The organism is Pseudocoprococcus catus (assembly GCF_019734885.1).
Taxonomy (GTDB): domain Bacteria; phylum Bacillota; class Clostridia; order Lachnospirales; family Lachnospiraceae; genus Coprococcus_A; species Coprococcus_A catus.
In genome coordinates, this window is record NZ_JAAXCM010000020.1 from 320,250 (window position 1) to 343,630 (window position 23,381).

General features: G+C 43.2%; 22 protein-coding genes. 18 read left to right on the plus strand and 4 right to left on the minus strand.

Translation table 11 applies throughout. The features are described 5' to 3' along the window. The first annotated feature begins 19 nt into the window (after positions 1-19). From HED67_RS03480 to HED67_RS03555, 16 genes are all read left to right on the plus strand, one after another. Complete coding sequence (locus tag HED67_RS03480; RefSeq protein WP_221717529.1) at positions 20-694, plus strand: ATP-binding cassette domain-containing protein; 675 nt, start codon at positions 20-22, stop codon at positions 692-694. Further along, positions 675-1,280, plus strand: coding sequence for a DUF5028 domain-containing protein (locus tag HED67_RS03485; protein WP_221717530.1), 606 nt, complete (start codon positions 675-677; stop codon positions 1,278-1,280). The genes HED67_RS03480 and HED67_RS03485 overlap by 20 nt, the downstream gene beginning before the upstream one ends. A 63-nt stretch (positions 1,281-1,343) precedes the next feature. Continuing rightward, entirely contained in the window at positions 1,344-1,676 is a 333-nt protein-coding gene (locus HED67_RS03490; protein WP_221717531.1) for a YabP/YqfC family sporulation protein, read from the plus strand. Positions 1,677-1,755: 79 nt separating this feature from the next. Next, positions 1,756-3,060 carry a sporulation protein YqfD gene (locus HED67_RS03495; protein ID WP_221717532.1) on the plus strand — a complete coding sequence of 435 codons (1,305 nt, stop codon included), beginning with the start codon at positions 1,756-1,758 and terminating at the stop codon, positions 3,058-3,060. Positions 3,061-3,081: 21 nt separating this feature from the next. Next, positions 3,082-4,149, plus strand: coding sequence for a PhoH family protein (locus HED67_RS03500; protein WP_221717533.1), 1,068 nt, complete (start codon positions 3,082-3,084; stop codon positions 4,147-4,149). A 10-nt stretch (positions 4,150-4,159) separates the two neighbouring features. Next, positions 4,160-4,660, plus strand: coding sequence for an rRNA maturation RNase YbeY (gene ybeY / locus HED67_RS03505; protein ID WP_215632227.1), 501 nt, complete (start codon positions 4,160-4,162; stop codon positions 4,658-4,660). An 80-nt stretch (positions 4,661-4,740) separates the two neighbouring features. After that, complete coding sequence (locus tag HED67_RS03510; protein ID WP_215632226.1) at positions 4,741-5,832, plus strand: DUF3048 domain-containing protein; 1,092 nt, start codon at positions 4,741-4,743, stop codon at positions 5,830-5,832. A gap of 20 nt (positions 5,833-5,852) precedes the next feature. Next, positions 5,853-7,481 (plus strand): putative polysaccharide biosynthesis protein, encoded by a 1,629-nt coding sequence (locus HED67_RS03515; protein WP_221717534.1) that lies wholly within the window; start codon positions 5,853-5,855, stop codon positions 7,479-7,481. Between the two features lie 10 nt (positions 7,482-7,491). Next, positions 7,492-8,760 carry a BaiN/RdsA family NAD(P)/FAD-dependent oxidoreductase gene (locus tag HED67_RS03520; protein WP_246612087.1) on the plus strand — a complete coding sequence of 423 codons (1,269 nt, stop codon included), beginning with the start codon at positions 7,492-7,494 and terminating at the stop codon, positions 8,758-8,760. After that, the gene (locus HED67_RS03525; RefSeq protein ID WP_221717535.1) at positions 8,747-10,396 is read left to right on the plus strand and encodes an NAD(P)/FAD-dependent oxidoreductase; all 1,650 of its coding nucleotides are present in this window, start codon (positions 8,747-8,749) and stop codon (positions 10,394-10,396) included. Before HED67_RS03520 ends, HED67_RS03525 begins: the two co-directional genes overlap by 14 nt. 44 nt (positions 10,397-10,440) lie before the next feature. Then, positions 10,441-11,340 carry a glutamate 5-kinase gene (gene proB / locus HED67_RS03530; protein WP_221717590.1) on the plus strand — a complete coding sequence of 300 codons (900 nt, stop codon included), beginning with the start codon at positions 10,441-10,443 and terminating at the stop codon, positions 11,338-11,340. Beyond that, positions 11,324-11,566 carry a DUF896 domain-containing protein gene (locus HED67_RS03535; RefSeq protein ID WP_215632223.1) on the plus strand — a complete coding sequence of 81 codons (243 nt, stop codon included), beginning with the start codon at positions 11,324-11,326 and terminating at the stop codon, positions 11,564-11,566. Before proB ends, HED67_RS03535 begins: the two co-directional genes overlap by 17 nt. Then, on the plus strand, positions 11,556-12,152 hold the full coding sequence (locus tag HED67_RS03540) for a 5-formyltetrahydrofolate cyclo-ligase (RefSeq protein ID WP_221717536.1): 597 nt from the start codon (positions 11,556-11,558) through the stop codon (positions 12,150-12,152). The genes HED67_RS03535 and HED67_RS03540 overlap by 11 nt, the downstream gene beginning before the upstream one ends. Further along, positions 12,139-13,386, plus strand: coding sequence for a glutamate-5-semialdehyde dehydrogenase (locus HED67_RS03545; protein ID WP_221717537.1), 1,248 nt, complete (start codon positions 12,139-12,141; stop codon positions 13,384-13,386). Before HED67_RS03540 ends, HED67_RS03545 begins: the two co-directional genes overlap by 14 nt. 39 nt (positions 13,387-13,425) lie before the next feature. Beyond that, on the plus strand, positions 13,426-14,871 hold the full coding sequence (gene miaB, locus HED67_RS03550) for a tRNA (N6-isopentenyl adenosine(37)-C2)-methylthiotransferase MiaB (RefSeq protein ID WP_215632220.1): 1,446 nt from the start codon (positions 13,426-13,428) through the stop codon (positions 14,869-14,871). A 271-nt stretch (positions 14,872-15,142) separates the two neighbouring features. After that, positions 15,143-17,254, plus strand: a complete 2,112-nt coding sequence (locus HED67_RS03555) for a glutamine synthetase III family protein (RefSeq protein WP_221717538.1) — start codon at positions 15,143-15,145, stop codon at positions 17,252-17,254. A 421-nt stretch (positions 17,255-17,675) separates the two neighbouring features. Here HED67_RS03555 and HED67_RS03560 read toward each other — a convergent pair whose 3' ends face one another. The 4 genes from HED67_RS03560 to HED67_RS03575 are packed head-to-tail and all read right to left on the minus strand — an operon-like array spanning position 17,676 to position 19,947. Continuing rightward, positions 17,676-18,056 (minus strand): DUF3592 domain-containing protein, encoded by a 381-nt coding sequence (locus tag HED67_RS03560; RefSeq protein WP_178441514.1) that lies wholly within the window; start codon positions 18,054-18,056, stop codon positions 17,676-17,678. Between the two features lie 15 nt (positions 18,057-18,071). Continuing rightward, positions 18,072-18,713 (minus strand): ABC-2 transporter permease, encoded by a 642-nt coding sequence (locus HED67_RS03565; protein WP_221717539.1) that lies wholly within the window; start codon positions 18,711-18,713, stop codon positions 18,072-18,074. Next, positions 18,710-19,570 (minus strand): ABC transporter ATP-binding protein, encoded by an 861-nt coding sequence (locus HED67_RS03570; protein ID WP_221717540.1) that lies wholly within the window; start codon positions 19,568-19,570, stop codon positions 18,710-18,712. The genes HED67_RS03565 and HED67_RS03570 overlap by 4 nt, the downstream gene beginning before the upstream one ends. 2 nt (positions 19,571-19,572) lie before the next feature. Continuing rightward, on the minus strand, positions 19,573-19,947 hold the full coding sequence (locus tag HED67_RS03575) for a GntR family transcriptional regulator (protein ID WP_117526776.1): 375 nt from the start codon (positions 19,945-19,947) through the stop codon (positions 19,573-19,575). 253 nt (positions 19,948-20,200) lie between these two features. Between HED67_RS03575 and HED67_RS03580 the strand changes: the two genes are divergently transcribed. Both HED67_RS03580 and mutS read left to right on the plus strand, forming a co-directional pair. Next, positions 20,201-20,638, plus strand: a complete 438-nt coding sequence (locus tag HED67_RS03580) for a GTP pyrophosphokinase (RefSeq protein WP_221717541.1) — start codon at positions 20,201-20,203, stop codon at positions 20,636-20,638. A gap of 93 nt (positions 20,639-20,731) precedes the next feature. Continuing rightward, positions 20,732-23,380, plus strand: a complete 2,649-nt coding sequence (gene mutS, locus HED67_RS03585; protein WP_178441509.1) for a DNA mismatch repair protein MutS — start codon at positions 20,732-20,734, stop codon at positions 23,378-23,380. Position 23,381 lies beyond the last annotated feature (1 nt).

The following is a 23,381-nucleotide window of genomic DNA, read 5'->3' on the forward strand; positions in this document are numbered from 1 at the left end:
ATAACGGGAGATGAGAAAAATGCGAATAGAATTGAATGATGTTACAAAATCAATAGGCGGACAAATGATTTTGAATCATATTACTTTGTCAATGACATCAGGAAAGGTGTATGGGTTTCAGGGAATTAATGGCTCTGGAAAGACGATGCTGATGCGTGCAATTATTGGGTTGATTCATTTGAATGAAGGTGATGTGAAGATTGATGGAAAGAAATTGGGAAAAGATATAGAATTTCCGGAAAGTGTTGGCTTTTTGCTTGAGAATCCCACTTTTTTGGACAGATATTCCGGGAAGGATAATTTAAAATTATTGGCAGATATTCGTGGAAAGGCGGAAGAAAGCCGAATTAATGAAGTGCTGCGTATTGTAGGATTGGATGTACAGGAAAAAAAGAAATATAAAAAATATTCTCTTGGTATGAAGCAGCGATTAGGTATTGCGGCGGCTATATTAGAAATGCCGGATTTGATTATTTTGGATGAGCCTGCGAATGCATTGGATATGTCAGGTGTCGAAATGTTGAAAAAAATTATTCAGATGAAAAGAGAAAGAGGGGCATTGGTTATTCTTTCGTGTCATGATGCAGTCTTGTTACAGGAAATGTCAGATGTGATTTTTGAAATTGAACAGGGAAAAATTCTGTCTGTAAAGGAGAAAAAGATGGAGGCAGGAAATGATAAAAAAGAATACTAAAATGAAATGGGCGGTTCTAATTTTTCTTGTTTTGATCGCAAGTTTGCTGACATGGAGAATTTATTATGTGAATCAGAATGTTCCAAAAGTACAGACAGAGTATTATGATGAAAATGATAGTGTGTCTATGGACAGGGAAACAGGGGATGAGACGGATACGAAACTAAAAAATTATATTGTAAAGGTAGAATCTACACAGTTGATGGATAAAGATGAATTTGATAAAAAATATAAATATACATCAGCAGAAGAGACGAACGAGAAAAATGATGCGTATTATCTTGTTACGGTAAATATCGAAAACAAAAATAAAGAAGATGATAATTCATTTGGCGTTAGTTTGTATTCGGTTTTATTGCTGAAAGAAAATGGGTATATCATATTGGATGAGGATGCATTTAAAGCGGTAAATCCTGAAATGCCTGGAACTTCATTTGCATTAAGAGGCAGCAGTAACATGACAATGACCCTTGTATATGGTTTGAATGAAGAAAATGGGACGAAGGTAAAAGATGGAAAAGTGGAATACCTGAAAGGATTGATGGTAACAGAAACACCTGTCAGAAAAATAATCAGATTAGAATAACAATGGTATGTTTAACAGATGTCTGCATAAACTGATGTGAGGAGAATGTGGAGGCGGCAAATTTTGAAACAGCACAAGAAGTTTGTTCAAAATCAGGTTCAGACACATTTTTCTCAAAAAGAGAAGAAGAAATATCCTTTCTTAAAGATAGCTCTGGCAACTTTTCTCCAGGTGCCGGATGAAACATTGGCGGCGCTGCCTGTTTTCTATGGTGTGGGACGACATCGGCTTCGGGTGGAGAATTATTCATCTGTACAGAGTTATCAAGAGGAAAAGATTGTACTGCTTTGCCCGAAGATGGTTGTGACGATTGTTGGGAAAAAACTTCAAATTACTTGTATCAATGAGGATGAAGTGGTGATAGAGGGGGTTATCAGGAAGATAGAATATCAATGATAAAAATCAATGTATAATATAGTACTATGGGATGATAGTAGGATATTGACAATGATAGCAAATATAAAGGAGGTGCACAATGCCTGTCATATCCAATCGGGTGCAGTGTCTTGTAACAGGAGAACAGACGCTGCGTTTTGTGAATCTCTGCCGGAATAACGGCATTGAGCTGCGGCATTTAATCCGAAAGGAGAATGCTATACAGATGGAAATAGATGCAAAGAATTTTAAAAAGCTGAGACCTTTGGTTCGGAAAACACATGTGAAAATACATATTCTGGATCGGCAGGGACCGGCTTTTTTCTTTTACAGACATAGGAGACGGTGGTGGTTTTTGATTGGGGCGGCGGTTTGCACGGGAATCATCTATGTGATGTCTCTTTTTATCTGGCAGATTGATATTGACGGCAACAGCAAATATACAGATGAGCTTATTTTGCAGGCGCTGGCACAGATGAATGTGAAGACAGGATGCCAAAAATCAGAGATTGATCTTCCAAGAATTGAAGAAGAATTAAGGATTATGTACAATGAAATTACCTGGGTGTCGGCCAGTATCACGGGAACGAAATTGCAGATTGAACTGCGGGAAGGTGATTTGAAAATATCAGGAAGTTCAGGAGGTGATCAGACAGGAAATGTGAAGCGTGTTGAGAATCAAGAGGATAGCCCCAAAACGCAGAATGGTGAAAGTGAGACTGATTTGCCGGCAAATTTAGTGACAGCTGAGGATGCATTGATAACAAATCTGGTGGTCCGGCGGGGGACGGCTGCGGTGCGGTATGGGGATGAAGTCAAAAAGGGAGATGTGTTGATTGAAGGAAAAGTGTATATATATAATGAAGATGAAACTTTGAAAAAAGTGGATTATCTGACCGCGGATGGAGATATTGAAGGAAGATATCAACAGAATTATGAGAAAAATTATCAGAGGGAACATGTAGTGCGTGACTACGATGGAAAATCATGGAAGACTTACGGGTTTGAAATCGGAGATAAGAATTTTCAGCTTCCCTCATGGCAAAATTTCTTTGGACAAAATTCAGACGGAGACCTGACAGAAATATGGTTCTGGAAGAAGAAATTCAGGCTGACACCGACTTTTTATCTGCCTTTTTCACTGTTATATACAGAGTACGTTCCTTATAAGAATGTGATGGAAGATTATACGGATGAAGAACTGAAACAGATAGCGGAGAAAGAATTGCAGAAGTATTTGCATGAATTGGAGAAAAAAGGGGTTCAAATTATCTCGAATAGTGTTACAATATCACTAGATGCCGGTGGAGGTCATGCCAAAGGTGTGTTGACACTCAATGGGCCTATTGGAAAAGAGGTGCCTATTCGGAGTCAGCAGATGGCATGGAACACGGGCGAGTTTTAAGATGGAGGATTATGCGACAGGATGAGTATTACTGAAGAAATCATTGATATCCCTGCAGAACATATCAGAAACGTATTTGGCGAGTTTGATCATTATATCAAGAATATTGAACGTGCGTTGAATGTGACCATTATTGCCAGAGGCGGCAGCCTGAAGATCATTGGTGAAGCAGGCAAGACAAGCAAGGCAGTGAATGTGCTGAATCAGTTGATTCAATTATCCATGAACGGAGAAGTCATTACAGACCAGAATGTCAATTATACACTGGCACTCAGCATGGAAGACAAACAGGAGAAGGTGACAGAGCTTTACGATGAACTGATCTGCCACACCATTGGAGGACGGCCAATCAAGCCGAAGACCCATGGACAGAAGAATTATATTCGCAATATCCGGGAGAAGATGATTGTATTTGGCGTAGGTCCAGCAGGTACAGGTAAGACCTATCTGGCCATGGCTATGGCTATTACGGCCTTTAGGAATAATGAAGTGAACCGGATTATTCTGACAAGACCGGCCATTGAAGCCGGAGAGAAGCTGGGCTTTCTTCCCGGTGATCTTCAGAGTAAGATCGATCCTTACCTGAGGCCTTTATATGATGCGCTGTATGAGATCATGGGTGCGGAGAGTTTCCAGAAGAATATGGAGAAGGGATTGATTGAAGTGGCACCGTTAGCTTATATGCGAGGTCGTACACTGGATAATTCCTTTATTGTGCTGGATGAGGCGCAGAATACGACACCGGCCCAGATGAAGATGTTTCTGACCCGTATCGGTTTTGGCTCCAAAGTCATTGTCACCGGTGATTTAAGTCAGAAGGATTTGCCGACAGGGCAGCAGTCGGGGCTTGATGTGGCATTGAGGGTCCTTGGCGGAATCAAGGATATCGGTATCTGTATGCTGTCCAGCCAGGATGTTGTCAGACATCCGCTTGTGCAGAAGATCGTTAAGGCTTATGATGATTACGAAGCTAAACAGAAGCATATGCCGGGAGCAAAAAAAGAAGGACCTAAGAAAGATGGGGCCGGCAGAGCAGGAGCGAAACGTTCAGCATCACGCAGAAAGACAAGTGAACAGGGAGATAAATAGGAGAGAGTTTATGACAGTTAATATTGATTATGAAGCAGACAAGAAGCTTGATTTTGATTATGAGAAGATTATAAGGGAAGTCATTAATGGTGCCCTTGATTTTGAGGAATGTCCCTATGAGACAGAAGTCAATGTGGTTTTGACAACAAATGATGAGATTGCTATGATCAACAGAGATTACAGAGATTTATTTAAACCGACGGATGTATTGTCATTTCCGATGATTGATTATGTGAGCCCGGGAGATTTTTCAGTACTGGAAGATGGTTTGACAGAGGATTTCTTTAATCCTGAGAGCGGAGAACTGATATTGGGGGATATCATTTTATCTGTGGATAAGATTATCGAGCAGGCTGCAAGTTACGGCCATTCTCAGCAGAGAGAATTGGGATTTTTGGTGGCACACAGTATGCTGCATTTATTCGGCTACGACCATATGCAGGATGAAGAACGTGAAGTGATGGAGGAGAAGCAGAGAGACATTTTGAATATGCTGAATCTGAAACGATAACACATTAAGGAAAAATCATTCAGAGATATATTTTTGGGGTAAGACAGATGAATACAGGCAGACGATAACGGAGGGGTTTTATGAAAAAGATGAAATATGGTATAGCAGTGACTTGTCTGACAGTGGGAATGATGCTGGCGATAACTGCCTGCGGCGGTAAGAAGGCGGAATCAACAGAGACAGCAGCTCAGACAGCCGTTGTTGTTGAAACTCAGACAGAGACAGAGACGGAAACGGCTCAGGAATCGGAATTGACATTGGCCGATGGACAGATGTTCAGCTATCTGACAGGTGAACCGGTGGATAAGAAGATCGGTCTGCAGAGACCTTATGCGATCATGATCAACAATATCAAAGAGGGACTTCCTCAGTCCGGTGTCAGTCAGGCAGAGATGATTTATGAGGCGCAGGTGGAAGGAGGAATTACCCGTTTGATGGCATTGTTCCAGGATGTGGATCATGTTGAGAAAATCGGTTCCATCCGCAGTGCCAGACATTATTATATTGATTTTGCCAATGACAATGATGCGATTTATGTTCATTACGGCCAGTCCAAGTATGCTCTTTCGCGTATTGAAGATGAGAATATCACTACAATCCGCGGCCTGTCCGGTTATGAATCACAGGTTTTCTATCGCTCAACAGACAGAAAAGCACCGCATAATGTTTATACAACCGGGGAAATGCTGAGAGCAGGGCTTGAGGTGACAGGGCTTTCAAGAGATTATCCGAAGGATTTTCAATCACATTTACAGTTTAATCGTGACGATATTGCATTAAAAGAAGGAACAAATGCAGAAAAAGTGAATATTCCATTTGACTCGAAGCCATATTTCACATATAATACTGAGGATGGTCTTTACTATCGCTATCAGTATGGCGAAGCACATATCGACCGGGAGAATGATAAGCAGCTCGCATTTAAGAATATTATTGTTCAGTATGTAGGCGAGAAATCCATCAGTAAACAGGATCACCAGGACCTGACCCTCAATGGTTCAGGCAATGGACTGTATATAACTGATGGTAAGGCAGAAGAGATAACATGGAAACGCAGCGATGACGCGGACAAGACACATTTTTATGATGCCTCCGGCAATCAGCTTTCCTTAAATCCAGGAAAAACATTCTTCGAGGTCGTATCAGACAGTAAAACTGTCACTTTAGAATGATATAGACAAGAGGTGTATGAATGGGAAACTCTTCCAAAAGCAAAAACAGCAGCGGAGATATCATTGTCCAGGGGTCAATTCTGGCCATTGCACAGATCATTGTCCGCCTGATCGGGTTGTTTTACCGTATTCCTCTCCAGCGTATTGCAGGAGATGTGGCTATGGGGTATTACGGCTATGCGTATGATATTTATATGTTACTTTTATTGGTTTCATCCAATGGCGTGCCCCTTGCGGTCAGCAAGCTGGTGTCGAAGACCCATGCCAAACGGGATTATACCAATGAACACAGAGTTATGGTCAGTGCCCTTTTATGGACATTGATCGTGGGATCGGTCATTGGTCTTGGAACATTTATTTTTGCAAAACAGATTACAAGTGCTGTATTCGGCCCTGAGATGATGGGTGTTGTGCCGGCTCTCAGAGTGTTGGCACCAACAATTTTCCTCTGTTGTGTGATGAGTACTTTCAGAGGCTATTTTCAGGGAATCGGCAGTATGATGCCGACAGCGATATCACAGATTTTTGAGCAGATCTTCAATGCAGTTGTCAGCGTGGCAGCAGCAGCAATCCTTGTATCTCAGGGACCTGCATGGGCAGCTATGGGCGGTACCCTGGGTACATGCATTGGCGCTCTTGCAAGTACAATTTTCCTGATCATTATTTATATGCTGTACAGACCGCAGTTTATGCGTCGCGTACATAAGGACAATCGTCATCAGCCGGAATCTTATAAGAACATTTACAAGATGTTGACATTAACAATGGCACCGGTTGTGCTTAGTTCTGTTATTTATCAGGTGAGCGGTATTATTGATTCTTCTTTATACAGCAATATTCTGGCAAAACTGGGTTACGAAGCAGAATTGATTTCTTCTTTATATGGTGTATACAGCAGCAAGTATAAAATGCTTGTCAATGTGCCGATGGCCATGGCAACAGCTTTGGGTCTTGCAGTTGTTCCGGGCATTTCATCCGCTATGATGAAGGGTGACAAAGAGGAGATTCATAAGAAAATCGAGACAACGGTTAAGTTCTGTATGATTATTGCGATTCCGGCTTGTGTAGGCTTATCTGTTCTTGGCGGACCAATTATGCAGTTATTATTTAGTGATTCATCTGAATTGACAAGACATCTGATTACCATCGGCACACCATATCTGTTGTTTTATTCTTTATCAACAGTTACCATTGGTGCGCTGCAGGGTATTGACAGAATGAATACACCAATTATTAACTCGGGTATTGCACTGGCAATTCATACAGTATTCATTGTGATCCTGTTAAGATTTTGCGATATGAATATCTACGCAATTTTATACAGTAATATTTTATTTGGTTTCCTGATGTGTATTTTTAATCAGGTTGCTCTAAGACATTATATTGGGTATGAACAGGAAACGAAAAAGACATTCCTGATACCTGCAGCTGCTTCGGCAGTGATGGGCGTGGCAGCATTTGTTGTGTATAAGGGTGTGTATTTTGTTTTACATGTCAATGCGATTACAACATTGCTGGCAATTTTCATAGCAGTGCTTGTTTATGCGGTGGCATTGCTGAAGTTCCATGGCCTGACGGAAGAAGAACTCTATTCCTTCCCGAAAGGAACAACCTTGATTGTGTATTTAAAACGTTTTCATTTGATATAAGGAGCCTTGTATGATTTACGATGTATGTGTCATCGGAGGAGGCGCTTCCGGACTGGCTGCAGCGATTGCAGCCGGAAGGGAAGGAGCCTCAGTTTTAGTTATTGAAAGAATGGACAAGACCGGCAAGAAGATTCTGGCAACGGGCAATGGCAAATGTAATCTGACAAATCAGGCCATTCGAAGGGGCTGTATTTCATCCGGTGTTTATAGATCCGGGCAGGAGGCGTTCCCGCTTCATGTACTGGAGGATTTTGATGCCGGTGATACACTGGCTTTTTTTGAATCCATGGGGCTTTATACAAAAGAGAGGGACGGTTATGTCTATCCCATGTCTGAGCAGGCGGCGACAGTCCGCGATGTATTGTGCTGGGAACTGGCGGAACACAAAGCAGATGTGGTGACCGGACAGGAAGTGAAGGATATCAAAGCTGCAGGTAAAGGCCCTTCAAAGAGTGGTTTTACAATTTATACGGCAAAAGAGACGTACCAGTGCAAAAAACTGATCATGGCCTGTGGAGGAGCGTCTTCATCCAAGCTTGGCAGCAATGGTTCAGGATATAGACTGGCGGAGAATCTGGGACATCACATCATTGCACCTGTTCCGGCACTTTGTGCTCTTCACTGTAAAGAAAAATATTTCAAAGAGCTTGCAGGAATTCGACTTCAGGGCAGTGTAACACTTTTTACAGACGGCAAAATGGCAGCAGAGGACAGTGGTGAAATTCAGCTGACAGCCTACGGTATTTCAGGTATTCCTGTGTTTCAGGTAAGTCGTTATGCTGCAAAAGCCCTCAGAATCAAGAAACCGGTGACAGCTGTGCTGGATCTGATGCCGGCTGTCAGTGAGAAAGGTCTCCGGGTAAGATTTTTGTGGCAGATGCATGCTAATCCGAAGTGGACCATGCGAATGGTGCTTTCCGGGATGATGAACAGTAAGCTGGCAGCCTGTCTGTTAAAATGTGCCGGCATTGACGGCGGACAGCCGTGCCATAAAGTTGGCAGTGCTGCATTGGAACAGTTGATTGTTCTTGTGAAGCAGCACCGTGTGCACATTATTGCCACTAATGATTTTGAACAGTCTCAGGTAACAGCCGGCGGCGTTGATACAAGAGAAATAGATGAGAAGAATATGGCATCAAAAGTTGTCACAGGACTTTATATTACCGGGGAATTGCTGGATGTTGACGGTATATGCGGAGGCTACAATCTGCAGTGGGCCTGGGCAACAGGCGTTCTCGCGGGATCAGATGCCGGAAGGAGCTGCCATGTTAAAGGTTAATCAGATTAAACTGCCTCTTAACCATTCAAAAGGACAGTTAAAAGAGGCAATCATGCATAAGTTGCGTATCAGACCGGAGGAGATGATAGATTATCAGATCATCAAACAGTCCATTGATGCGAGAAAGTCCGGGAAAGGCGGGCATGCCGGGGAAGTCCTTTATCAGTATTCCGTGGCGGTGACATTGGCCAATGAGAAGCATTATCTCAAAAAACATCATGTGAATAAGGACATCCTGCCTTATACACCGGTGATCTATCAGATGCCGGAAAAAGCGGCGGAGAAACCTGCAAAGCCGCCGGTGATCATTGGAAGCGGACCGGCTGGCTTGTTCTGCGGGCTCATGCTGGCCAGACAGGGATATGATCCGATTATTCTGGAGCGGGGAAGTGAAGTGCATACCCGTATGGAGAAGGTGAATGCCTTCTGGGCAGGCGGTAAGCTTGATAAGGAGTGCAATGTACAGTTTGGTGAGGGCGGTGCCGGTACTTTTTCAGATGGCAAGCTCAATACTCTTGTCAAGGATCCTTTTGGACGACAGAGAAAGGTTATGGAGACTTTTGTAGAGGCGGGAGCACCGGAAGATATCTTATATGTGCAGAAGCCCCATGTCGGAACAGACCTTCTGGTTGGGATTGTTGAAAAACTTCGCAATGAGATACTTTCGCTTGGCGGTCAGATTCGGTTTGATTCAAAAGTGACAGATTTTGTGATAGATGATCAAAACCATATCAGAGGCGTGATTGTGAATAGTGAAGAACGTATTGAGGCAGATCATGTCGTGCTGGCAATTGGTCATAGTGCCAGAGATACCTTTGAGAAGCTTCTGGAGAGAAAGATTGCCATGGAGCCAAAGCCTTTTGCAATCGGCGTGCGTGTGGAACATCCCCAGCCTGTGATTAATCATTCTCAGTATGGCGATGCGGCGGATCAGCTTCCGGCAGCCAGTTATAAATTAACTTACCGGACGGGTAAGGGGCGCCAGGTTTATACATTTTGTATGTGCCCCGGCGGCTATGTGGTGAATGCTTCTTCAGAAGAAGGAATGTGTGCGGTGAATGGTATGAGCAACCGTGGACGTGACGGTGCCAATGCCAACAGTGCGGTGATCGTGGGCGTTTCACCGGAGGATTTCGGCAGTTCGGATATTCTTGCCGGGATGGCTTTTCAGCGAAAATGGGAGAAACTGGCTTATGAAGAAGGTCGGGGACTTGTGCCGGTGCAGCTTTTCGGTGATTTCAAAGAGAAAAAAGTCTCAGAGAGTTTTGGAGCGGTAAAGCCTGAACATAAAGGCGGCTATCATTTCGGCAATTTATGGCATTGCCTGCCAACGTTTGTCTGTGAAAGCCTGGCTGAAGGCATTGATGCTTTCGGAAGAAAGATAAAGGGCTATGATAGATCTGATGCCATTCTTTCGGGCGTTGAGACAAGAACTTCTTCACCGGTGAAAATGCCGAGAGATGAACATTTTGAAAGCAATGTGGGCGGTCTTTACCCATGTGGTGAGGGAGCCGGTTATGCAGGCGGTATTACAAGTGCAGCTATGGACGGTCTGCGTGTGGCGGAAGCCGTTGCAGCGGCGTATACGGCTGTTGGGCAGGCGCAGGAAAATGTTGCGTCAGAAACAAAGAAATAATGGATATTTTTGATACAATGACGGACAGAGGAATGGAGGCAGACATGCTGATTACGAATAAACATTACAGACAGAATCTGAAGAATAAAAAGAGAATTGTCATAAAAGTGGGATCGTCCTCTCTTGTGCACCCGGAAACCGGAGAGACGGACCTTTTGAAACTGGAGCAGCTGGTGCGGGTTCTGTGTGATCTGCGCAATCAGGGCAAGGATGTGGTGCTTGTTTCATCCGGTGCCATTGGGGTTGGAAGAAAAGCCCTGGGATTAAATGAACGTCCGAAGGAACTGGCTCAGAAACAGGCCTGCGCTTCTGTAGGTCAGGGCATGCTGATGATGATCTATCAGAAGCTTTTCAATGAATACAGCCATGTGGCATCACAGATTTTGATGACTAAGCACACCATTGTGAGAGAGAAGAGTCTTCATAATGCCAGAAATACATTTAATGAATTGCTGAGAATGGGAGTTATTCCGATTGTCAACGAGAACGATACCGTTTCAACAGATGAGATTGAGATTGGTGACAATGATACCCTGTCTGCGGTAGTGGCAGCCATTACCAGTGCGGATCTGCTTATTTTATTGTCAGATATAGATGGTCTTTATACGGATGATCCGTCTCAGAATAAGGATGCGCTTTTCATTGAATGTGTAACAGATATTGATGATTCTCTCTATGAAATTGCCAAAGGAGCAGGCAGCGATTACGGTACCGGCGGTATGAAGACAAAAATTGACGCGGCACGTATTGCCAATGATGCAGGATGTGATATGATTATAGCGAATGGCAAAGATTTTCATGTCATTGACGACATTATGAAAGGTCAGGAGAAGGGTACTTTATTCCTGGCCCATAAGAGTGAGAATTTTAACATTCTGGATTATATAGAACCTGAAAAAATCATCAACGGAGGAGAAGAAGAAATCCATGATTACAGATGCTGATATTAAAAGAATTAATGAATTATATCATAAAAGCAAAAGTGAGGGGCTGACACCGGAGGAAAAGCAGGAGCAGGTGAAATTAAGAGAAGCTTATATTGAATCTGTTCGTGCGAACATGAGAAGTCAGTTAAACAATATCGACGTAAAGAGACCGGATGGCAGCATTGTATCCTTAAAAGAGCAGGCAGCACAGAATCTGGCAAAGAAGAAAAAACATGCCAACTGATATTGGTGAAGCAAAGAAAGCCCTGCGCAAGGCAATTCTTCAAAAAAGGCGGCATATGGATGAGGCGGTCTGCCGACAGTATGGCAGGCAGTTTGCGAGAAAAATCATTGATATGCCGGAATATAAAGAGGCAGATACGATTTTATGCTACGCTGCCTGTAAAGGTGAAGCAGACACCTGGATACTGATAGAGAAAGCTTTGGAGATGGGCAAAAGAGTAGCACTGCCAAGAGTGACAGGCCCGGCAGAAATGCATTTTTATAAAATTACATCCATGAAGGATGTGGCACCGGGATATTATGATATTCCTGAGCCGGTGGAAAACTGTCAAGAGGAAGTATCTGAAGGTTTTTTGGTTGTTCCCGGAACAGCCTTTGACAGACAGATGCACCGGATGGGCTATGGCGGAGGCTTTTATGATAGATGGCTGAAACGTTATGGCAGTCAGGTGACAGCCTGCGGATTGGCTTATGATTTTCAGTTAAGGAATGAAATACCCTTTGAAAGGCATGACAGAATGATGGATATAGTGATAACACCGGATGAGGTGATACGGAAAGGAGATGCGGCAGATGACAACGATTGAGGAACTTGGCAGAAGGGCCAAACAGGCATCAAGACAGATGAACAGAATGGGGACAACACAGAAGAATCAGATTCTTGCCCTGGCAGCACAGGCACTGGTGGATGAGCAGGAAGAGATTTTGAAGGCCAATGCCATGGATATAAAGGCGGCAAGAGAGAAGAATATGCCGGAGCCGATGGTGGACCGTCTGGCTTTGTCTGAAAGCCGTATTGCCGGTATGGCAGAGGGATTGACACAGTTGATTGCTCTGGAAGACCCGATTGGTGAAATTATCAGTTCTTCCATTCGTCCGAATGGCCTTGAGATCTGCAAGAAGAGAGTGCCGATCGGTGTCATTGGTATTATTTATGAATCACGTCCAAATGTGACAGCGGATGCCTTTGGCTTATGCTTTAAGACCAATAATACCGTGATTTTAAAGGGCGGCAGCGATGCCATCCATTCCAATATGGCCATTACAAAAGTGCTGAGAAAAGCCATTGTAGCAGGGGGCGGATGCGAGGATGCTATTTTGCTGGTGGAAGATACAAGCCGTGAAACAGCCAAAGCTATGATGCGTCTGAACCAGTATATTGATGTACTGATTCCAAGGGGCGGTGCAGGATTGATTCGTACCGTTGTGGAGAACAGCACAGTGCCGGTGATTGAAACCGGAACAGGCAATTGTCATGTTTATGTGGATGCCTCTGCGGATATTGATATGGCGGTAAAGATTATTCTGAATGCCAAGACCCAGAGAACAGGTGTCTGCAATGCCTGTGAATCACTGGTCATTCATAAAGACATTATTGAAGAGGCGCTTCCGGCCATAGCAAAGGCTTTAAGAGAGAAGCACTGCGAGCTTCGCGGTGATGAGGCAGCCCTTGAAGTGGTGCCGGATATGAAGAAAGCAACAGAGGAAGACTGGGGAACTGAATACCTGGATCTGATTGCTTCTGTGCGTACCGTTGCTTCTGTGGATGAAGCCATTGAGCATATCAACCGCTACAATACCGGCCATTCTGAGGCCATTGTAACAAAAGATTACGCCAATGCGAGAAAATTCCTGGATGAGGTGGATGCTGCAGCGGTTTACGTCAATGCATCAACCCGTTTTACAGATGGATTTGAATTTGGTTTTGGTGCCGAAATCGGCATCAGCACACAAAAACTTCATGCCAGAGGGCCGATGGGGTTAAAAGAACTGACCACTACCAAGTATGTGATTTACGGGGATGGCCAGATTCGGGAATAAATATCTCAATCTTTGATTGGGATAAACTGGAGGATATGAATGAGCATTAATGATTATACAAAAGCAGAGGGTGTGTCACAGCTGCCTTCTGATGAAACTGAGAAACAGCTGTTTATCATCGAGCAGTTACATGAACAGATGCAGGCGGATTATGCCAGAACAGGAAAGAAGAAGACCTATCATGTGGTGACTTTCGGCTGCCAGATGAATGCCAGGGATTCAGAAAAACTGGCGGGCATCCTGGAACGCATCGGTTATGTGGAAACAGATACGGAGGATGCGGATTTTGTCATTTACAATACCTGTACGGTACGTGAAAACGCTAATCTCCGTGTTTACGGCCGTCTGGGACAGATGAAGCGGACAAAGCAGCGACATCCGGATATGCTGATTGCACTGTGCGGCTGTATGATGCAGGAGCCCCTTGTTGTTGACAAGATTCGTAAATCTTATCGTCATGTGGATATTATTTTCGGCACACATAATATCTTTAAACTGGCAGAGCTGATTCAGACACGTTTGAATACCGGCAAGATGGTGGTGGATATCTGGAAGGATACCAACCAGATCGTGGAAGATCTGCCGAATGAGCGCAAGTATTCCTTCAAAACCGGTGTCAATATCATGTTCGGCTGCAACAATTTCTGCAGTTACTGTATTGTTCCTTATGTGCGTGGCCGGGAGAGAAGCCGTGAACCGAAGGATATTATTCGTGAGATTGAGCGTGACGTGGCAGATGGCGTGAAGGAAGTCATGCTCCTTGGACAGAATGTCAATTCCTACGGCAAGAATCTGGAAAACCCAATCAGCTTTGCACAGCTGCTTCAGGAAATCGAGAAGATTGAAGGACTGGAACGTATTCGTTTTATGACTTCTCATCCGAAGGATTTGTCCGACGAGCTGATTGCTGTTATGGGGCAGTCAAAGAAAATCTGCCGTCATCTTCACCTGCCGCTGCAGTCAGGCAGCAGTCGTATCCTGAAGTTGATGAACCGTAAATATACCAAAGAATCATATCTTGACCTGGTGGACCGCATCCGTAAAGGCTGCCCGGATATTTCTTTGACAACAGATATTATTGTAGGCTTTCCGGGAGAAACAGAAGAGGATTTCTTAGAAACTATGGATGTGGTGGAGAAAGTTGGATTTGACAGTGCCTTTACTTTCATTTATTCTAAAAGAACAGGCACTCCGGCGGCGTCCATGGAGAATCAGGTGCCGGAAGATGTCATCAAAGATCGATTTGACCGTCTCTTAAAGCTTGTACAGCAGAAGGCCTCTGAAGCTTCTGCACGTTTTACGGGTTCTGTACAGAAAGTGCTTGTAGAAGAAGTGAATGAACATGATGACAGTATGGTGACTGGCCGTATGAGCAATAATCTGTTGGTACACTTCAAAGGAACTCCTGATTTGATCGGTCAGATAGTGAATGTTCATTTGGAAGAGTGCAAAGGCTTTTATTATATTGGAAAATTATCAGAATAATATATAAAATACTGAAAATTACGCGATAATTGGTGATTTTTTACAAAAGATAAAATTATCATAAAAAATAGTTGTATTTTCCGGATTTTGTGATATGATGAATGAGAAGTTAAGTTTGAAGAGCAAAGGCGTTCTCATTTATTTGAGGACGCCTTTTTACTTTACTGGGGTTCAGGTGTCATTTTTAGCACAGCGGTTAGTCAGTAGTGAGAGCTGACGAATACCGTATAGCTCCGGAACAAGCAAATAATATTGAAATGAGGTAGGAACTATGTCAGTAAAAATCAATGTATCAGAGATTTTTGCATCTAACGTATTTGATGATGCGACAATGAAACAGCGTTTACCAAAGAAGATTTATGCTGAATTCAAGAATACGCTTCTTGAAGGCAAGGACCTTGAACCACATGTGGCTGAGATTATCGCCCATGAGATGAAAGAGTGGGCCATTGAAAAGGGTGCCACACATTATACACACTGGTTCCAGCCTTTGACCAATATTACGGCTGAAAAGCATGATGCGTTCATTAATCCGCAGAAAGACGGCTCCATTCTTCTTTCTTTCTCAGGCAAAGAGCTGATCAAGGGTGAACCGGATGGTTCTTCATTCCCTTCAGGCGGTATCCGTGCAACATGTGAAGCAAGAGGCTATACAGCATGGGATTGTACATCTCCGGCTTTTATTCATGAAGCACCGGACAGTACACCGGTTCTTTATATTCCGACTATTTTCTGTTCTTACACAGGCGAAGCACTGGATAAGAAGACACCGCTTCTTCGTTCCATGGAAGCACTGAGCACACAGGCTATGCGTATTATTAAACTCTTTGGTGATACAACAGCAACAAAGGTTGTAACAAGTGTCGGACCTGAACAGGAATACTTCCTTGTAGACAAGGATACATATGACAAACGTAAAGACTTGATTTTCACAGGCCGTACATTATTCGGCGCACCTGCTCCTAAGGGTCAGGAACTGGATGATCATTACTTTGGTACAATCAAAGAGAGAGTCCTTGCTTATATGACAGAGTTAAATGAAGAACTCTGGAAACTGGGTATTACAGCAAAGACACAGCATAATGAAGTTGCACCTGCTCAGCATGAACTGGCACCGATTTATGATACGACCAATATTGCCACAGACCACAATCAGCTGATTATGGAAATTATGAAGAAAGTTGCACTTCGTCATAATCTTGTATGCCTGTTACATGAGAAACCATTTGCAGGTATCAATGGTTCCGGTAAACACAATAACTGGTCTATGAGCACAGATACAGGCAAGAATCTGCTGGAGCCTGGTGATACACCACATTCTAACAAGCAGTTCCTTCTTGTATTGGCATCTATCCTGAAAGCTGTTGATGATTATGCACCGTTGCTTCGTATGTCCGCAGCAACTCCTGGCAATGACCACAGACTTGGTGCTAATGAAGCACCTCCAGCAATCATCTCCGTATTCCTTGGCGATCAGCTGGAAGATGTATTAAGCCAGTTATGTGAAAAAGGCGAAGCTACAAGAAGTCTGGAAGGCAGCCAGCTTGAAACAGGTGTATCCACTGTACCAAGATTCAGCAAAGATGCTACAGACCGTAACAGAACATCACCATTTGCATTTACAGGCAACAAATTCGAATTCCGTATGGTAGGTTCTTCTGCGTCCATCGCAGACCCTAACATTGTATTAAATACAATTGTTGCAGAGACATTATGTCAGGCAGCAGATATTCTTGAAAAGGCCGATGATTTTGAACTGGCTCTCCATGATCTGATCAAGGACTGGGTAACAGACCATATCCGTATCATCTTTAATGGTGACGGTTATTCAGATGCATGGGTTGAGGAAGCTGCCCGCCGTGGCCTTCCAAACATCAAGAATACAGTAGATGCTACATCTGTACTGGCAGATCCAGAAGTCATCAAGCTTTTCGATAAACATGGCGTATTCTCAGCAGTAGAGCTTGCAGCCCGTGAAGAAGTTGGTTACGAGAACTATTCTAAGGCTATCAATATCGAAGCAAGAACCATGATCGATATGGTTAAGAAAGAAATTATTCCTGCTGTTATGGAATACACAACAACTGTTGCAAAATCTGTTGCAGCTGTTAAGGCTGTTGGCGCAGATGCTTCTGTACAGGAAAAGGTTCTGAAAGAAATTACAACAGAGCTGTCCAAATTGGATGCAGCTGTTGTTAAACTGGAAGCAGCAACAGATGCTTCTGTTAAGATTGAAGATCCTAAGGCTCAGGCTATTGCATACAGAGACGATGTATTCGCTCAGTTTGCAGAAGTACGTGAACCGGCTGATAAGCTGGAAACACTGCTTGATGAGAAAGCTTGGCCATTCCCGACATATGCAGAACTGCTGTTCAACGTCTAAAAAAGAGACGGAGCATTCGCGCTAAGTAGTTAGTAAAGTGCGGTTTTAGATTATTGATAAAAGGATTCCCTATGATCTGTTCAGCACAGATGCATAGGGAATCCTTTTTTGAAGTTTATAGACCGCACTTTGAAAAATATATGAGCGCGAACGCTCCTGATAGAGATAAGATTTCTTAAGGCTTTTCTACCTGTACAATAGGATTCGCAGGCAAGTGAATGGTGTAGTTATTTCGAAAACGATGTACTAGTACATAGTTATTGGTAAAATGATGTACTAGAACGGCAATAAAACAGTCATTATTTACAGTATGATACTGTGGATAATGACTGTTTTGCATATTTATGTGCTGTATTTGTCGAGGATAGCCGCATTATAATATATCAATTTGGCAGATGCAATGAAATATGCTCTTATAAATTTACAAGCCAAACCTGGCTATTACAAAAAAGACAGCGGCAATGATGAATGATACAACTATTCGAAACAGGGAATAGCTGTATAATTTTTCCGGAGTGAATTTGTCATAACGTACTTTCACTGCCCCGCCGATTTGTGAGGACACAGGCACTTGTATGCGGTTATGGGACTGATAGATTCTGCCCTTTACTTTGTAGGAAACAACCGCCCATTTTGAATTGCGAAACTTTGATGTTTCAGGACCTGGTGTTTTAATGGATATAATGGTTCCGACGGTTTGCGCCGTTTTGTTGTAATTCAAAAGAAATTGAAGGATATTGAACAGGCAAAAGCACAGGGCGGCTGCGCTGATCATATAGAGAAAAATTTTTTCGTTATTCATATTTTAAACTCTCTTTCATGCTAAATCAGTTCTGTTATAAAATTTTATGGACAAAGCAGCAGATACTGCCAGAATCATACAGGAAAGCAACAAGACACTTCCACAAATAAGGATTGGGGAAAATTCGGAAAGAAAGTTCAGGTTGAAATTTTCCATTTTCATGAGCTGAGGCAGGAGGAAAGGCGAAGCTATGATGACAACTGTAAAGGCAAATTTGGTTTTCTCGTAACCCAGCTTATACTGTATTGGAAGATAGATACTGATCAATACAGAGGTGGCTAAAAACATCAGGAAGAACATGGCTGCATTCATAGTGTCTAAACCGGGGATAATCAAAGCTTCAATGGTATAGATGGCGCAGCAGACGATATAAACGGCGATGCAGAAAATGTACAGGGACAATACCATCATTTTACGGGAAAAGGTTGCTGCGCATAACAGAGAGGCTGCCTTTGGAAATTGATATTCTTTTAAAGAGATATATTGCAGCAGGATTAAAACGCAGAAAATGACAGACAGCATGAAGCCCAGAATCCCGGCATATTCAGGAACACGCCAAAGCATAAAAGGCGGGATAAGTACCGCAGCAGCTAGCATAATAAGTACATACTTTTTAATAATCAGGATATCTTTCTTTAATAAATACCATAGCATCATTTTCCACAACCTCCTAAATTGGCCAGCATAATATCTTCAATGGTGGGGCGTTCTGTGATGGCATCCGGAAGATACGACTGTACTCTGGCAGCATGTCTGGTGACGCCGGTAAAACCAAATGCAGTTTCTGTGATGTTTAAAAATAGCTGGCGTATATTCTCAGTTAATAATTTTTTATCACCTTTGATGATTCTGTAATTGTCAAGGAGAAAATCCTTCTCTTCCTGAAAGACGATGCGGCCATTGTGAATCATAATTAGCATATCAGCGATTTTGTCAAGGTCCGAAGTGATGTGGGTTGAGAAAAGTACACCTTTGCCGCCGTTTTCCATATAATCATTCAGAACATTCAAGAGTTGGCTTCTGCTTAGAGGGTCCAGTCCGCTGGTGGGTTCATCCATAATCAGAAGTTCAGCATTGTGAGAAAGGGCCAGAGTAAGGGCGTATTTCATCTTCATTCCTTTGGAAAGGGTATTGATTTTCCTTTTAGGGTCAAGGGAAAACATATCCATATAGTGTTTAAAATTCTGTTCAGACCAGTCGGTATAGGCAGATGCGAGAATACTTTTCATCTCGGCCATAGACAATTCTTCATAAAAACAGCCGTCATCCAATACGACGCCGATGCGATTTTTAATCTGTTGTTCATTTTTATCCATATCAAGGCCAAAAAACTGAATATTGCCGGAATCCTTTTTCGCCAGGTCAAGAATTGTGCGCAGGGTAGTAGTCTTTCCGGCACCGTTAATTCCGATAAAACCGGTGATGCAGCCCTCCGATAAAGAAAATGAAACGTCTGTCAGTGAAAAATTTTTATACGATTTGTTTAAATTCTTTACTCTCAAAATATCTTTCATTGTTAATCCTCCTCGTAAAGAATATCCATCATGGCATTCAGTTCTTCTTTAGTAATTTTCAGTGATTTCGCAGTTTGTATCATATCGAGCATTTTCTGCTCTACAAGACGCCGTTTGGAATCCCGCAGTAATTCAAGATTGCCGGCAGATACAAAGGTGCCGATGCCGACCTGACTTGTAATAAACCCTTCCTGTTCCAGTTCCTCGTAAACCCGGCGAATGGTCAAAACGCTGACTTTCAGGTCATTGGCAAATGCACGGATAGAAGGAAGTGCATCACCCTCCACTAATTCTTCCTTTAAAATAGCGTCTTTAATCTGGTCTTTGATTTGCTGGTACAAAGGGCTGTCAGAAGTATTTGAAATAAGAATCTTCAAGTTTGTTCTTCATCCTTTCTACTAGTGTGCTGTCTACATATACACATTATAAACATTAAGCACATAAATGTCAATAGGAGTGTGGAAATTCAGTATTAGGTGTATTATAATGGGAGTATAAACTTTGCACAGGAATTGGGATGCGGAATGTGTTGAATGTGTTTATAGTCTGCGAAGCAGACTGGATGCTGCGCCAGGGGATGCAAGGGAGTCTTGAAAAATTTACAGATAGAGAAGGACAGGAATTAAAAGTATGGGAATAAAATATACGTCATTGACAAAAAAAGCCATGATGATTTGCTTTGAGACACATAAAAATCAAAAAGATAAAAGCGGCATGCCCTATGTTTTTCATCCATTTCATCTGGCAGAACAGATGGAGACAGAGGATGAAATCTGTACAGCGCTGCTGCATGATGTGGCAGAAGATTCAGACTGTACAATAGAAGAGTTGAAAAAGGAAGGCTTTTCAGCGGACACGATAGAAGCCTTGCTGCTGTTGACCCATGAAAAATCTGTACCTTATATGGATTACATTGCAGCACTTAAAGGAAATCCGATTGCCAGAAAGGTGAAGCTGGCAGATCTGGCACATAACAGCGATATCGGGAGAATGGCTATCGTGACGGATAAAGACCTGAAAAGGATGGAAAAGTATCAGAAAGCGAGAAATTTGCTTTTAGAAGAGTAATAATCGGTGCTTGTGATTAAATTCGATATATGCTAAAATGTAGAATGCAAAAAAAGACGAATTGACCGATGAAGAAACTCGGAGGAGAAATATATGGCAGCATTGACACCGATGATGCAGCAATACATGGCGATCAAGGAGCAGTATAAAGACTGCATCCTTTTTTATCGTCTGGGCGATTTTTATGAAATGTTTTATGATGATGCCCTGACTGCATCCAGAGAACTTGAGATAACACTGACAGGCAAAAACTGCGGTCAGGAAGAGCGGGCACCAATGTGTGGTGTCCCTTATCATGCCGTGGATGTTTATTTGAACAAATTGGTTGCAAAGGGCTACAAGGTTGCAATCTGTGAGCAGGCGGAGGATCCGAAGCAGGCGAAAGGCATTGTGAAGCGTGAAGTGATCAGGATTGTCACACCGGGAACGAATCTGAGCCAGCAGGCCCTGGATGAGGGCCGCAATAACTATTTGATGTGTCTTGTATATGACAATAATCAGTTCGGATTGGCAATCACAGATATTTCAACCGGTGATTTTTATACAACGGAAGTGGCAACACTGAAGGAACTTTATGATGAGATTCATCGTTTTTCACCATCAGAAATTATCTGCAATGATTCTTTCTATATGAGTGGGGCCAGTCTGGATGATTTCAAAGATCGTCTGCATGTCTCAGTATCCACATTGGATACATGGTATATGGATGAGGCGGTGAGTGTCCAGAAGATCAAAGAGCATTTTAAAGTGGCCAGCCTGGACGGTCTTGGCTTGACAGATTTTCCATCTGGGACATTGGCTGTGGGCGCATTGCTATTATATCTTTATGAGACACAGAAGAATACTCTTGACAATCTGACCAAGATTACACCGTACCGCTCAGGCGGATATATGATCATTGACAGTGCCACTAACAGGAATCTTGAACTGATTGAAACCCTGAGGGAAAAGCAGAAAAAGGGCTCATTGTTGTGGGTGCTGGATAAGACAAAGACGGCCATGGGTGCCCGTTTGATGCGAAACTGGATTGAGCAGCCGCTGATTGAGAAGAAGAAGATTACCGCAAGGCAGGATGCGGTGGAAGAATTATATAATGATATGATTACCAGAGAGGAGATACGGGAATATCTGAATGCGGTATACGATCTGGAACGTCTGGTGACCCGTATCAGCTATAGAACGGCGAATCCCCGGGATCTGATCGCTTTTAAGACATCTCTCGGAATGATTCCTCCTGTCAAACAGCTGCTTTCTCAGGCAAAAAGTGCAGAACTGAAAGAAATTGATGAAAGAATGGATTGTCTGGAGGATATTTATGATCTGATTGAAAAATCTATTCAGGATGAACCACCGATTATGATTCGTGAGGGCGGCATGATCAAAGAGGGTTATAATGAAGACGTGGATAAGTTCCGTCTCTCAAGAACAGAAGGCAAAACCTGGCTGGCGGAGCTGGAGGCTCGTGAGAAGGAGAAAACCGGTATCAAGAATCTGCGTGTGCGCTATAACAAAGTTTTCGGCTATTATCTGGAAGTTACCAATTCCTATAAGGAGCTGGTGCCGGAGGACTGGACCCGCAAACAGACACTGGCCAATGCAGAGCGTTATATTACGCCGGAATTAAAAGAGCTGGAAGATATGATCCTTGGTGCGGAAGATAAGCTTGCTGCCCTTGAGTATGATCTCTATTGTGAAGTCAGGGACAGTATCGGTGAGCAGGTCGTTCGTATTCAGGAGACAGCTAAGGCAATCGCACATTTGGATGTATTGGCTTCTCTGGCCTGTGTAGCACAGAGCAATGATTACGTGCGCCCGTCTATTAACACAAAGGGTGTTATTGATATTCAGGGCGGCCGCCATCCGGTAGTAGAGAAGATGAACAACAATCAGATGTTTATCGACAACGATACTTATTTGGACAACAAAAACCATCGTATATCTATTATTACCGGTCCGAATATGGCTGGTAAGTCTACCTATATGCGCCAGTCGGCGCTGATCGTGCTCATGGCCCAGATTGGCAGCTTTGTACCGGCAAAATCTGCCAATATCGGCATTGTGGATAGAATTTTCACCCGTGTCGGTGCATCAGATGATCTGGCCAGCGGACAGAGTACTTTTATGGTGGAGATGACGGAAGTGGCCAATATTCTTCGCAATGCCACCAGCCGAAGTCTGCTGATCCTGGATGAAATCGGAAGAGGTACCAGTACATTTGATGGTTTAAGTATTGCCTGGGCGGTAGTGGAACATATCAGCAATCCGAAGCTTCTGGGGGCAAAGACATTGTTTGCTACCCATTATCATGAACTGACAGAACTGGAAGGAAAGCTTGACAGCGTGAACAATTACTGTATTGCCGTCAGAGAGCAGGGGGATGATATCATTTTCCTGAGAAAGATTATCCGCGGCGGTGCAGATAAGAGTTATGGTATTCAGGTAGCACGTCTGGCAGGGGTACCGGATTCTGTCATTGACAGAGCAAAAGAGATTGCCAGCTGGCTGGAAGAAACAGATGTTACTGACAAGGCGAAAAATCTGCAGGTGAGAACTTCTGCTAAGAAAAAAGAAGTGGTCAGAGAGGCAGTTCCTGCTGAAAAACAGATGAGCCTTTTTGATATTTACCCGGCAGACCACCCGGTTTTGAAGGAACTGGCAGGACTGGATGTGTCCAACATGACACCGATTCAGGCACTGAATACATTATATGAACTTCAGAAAAGATTAAAAGAGACAAATTAGC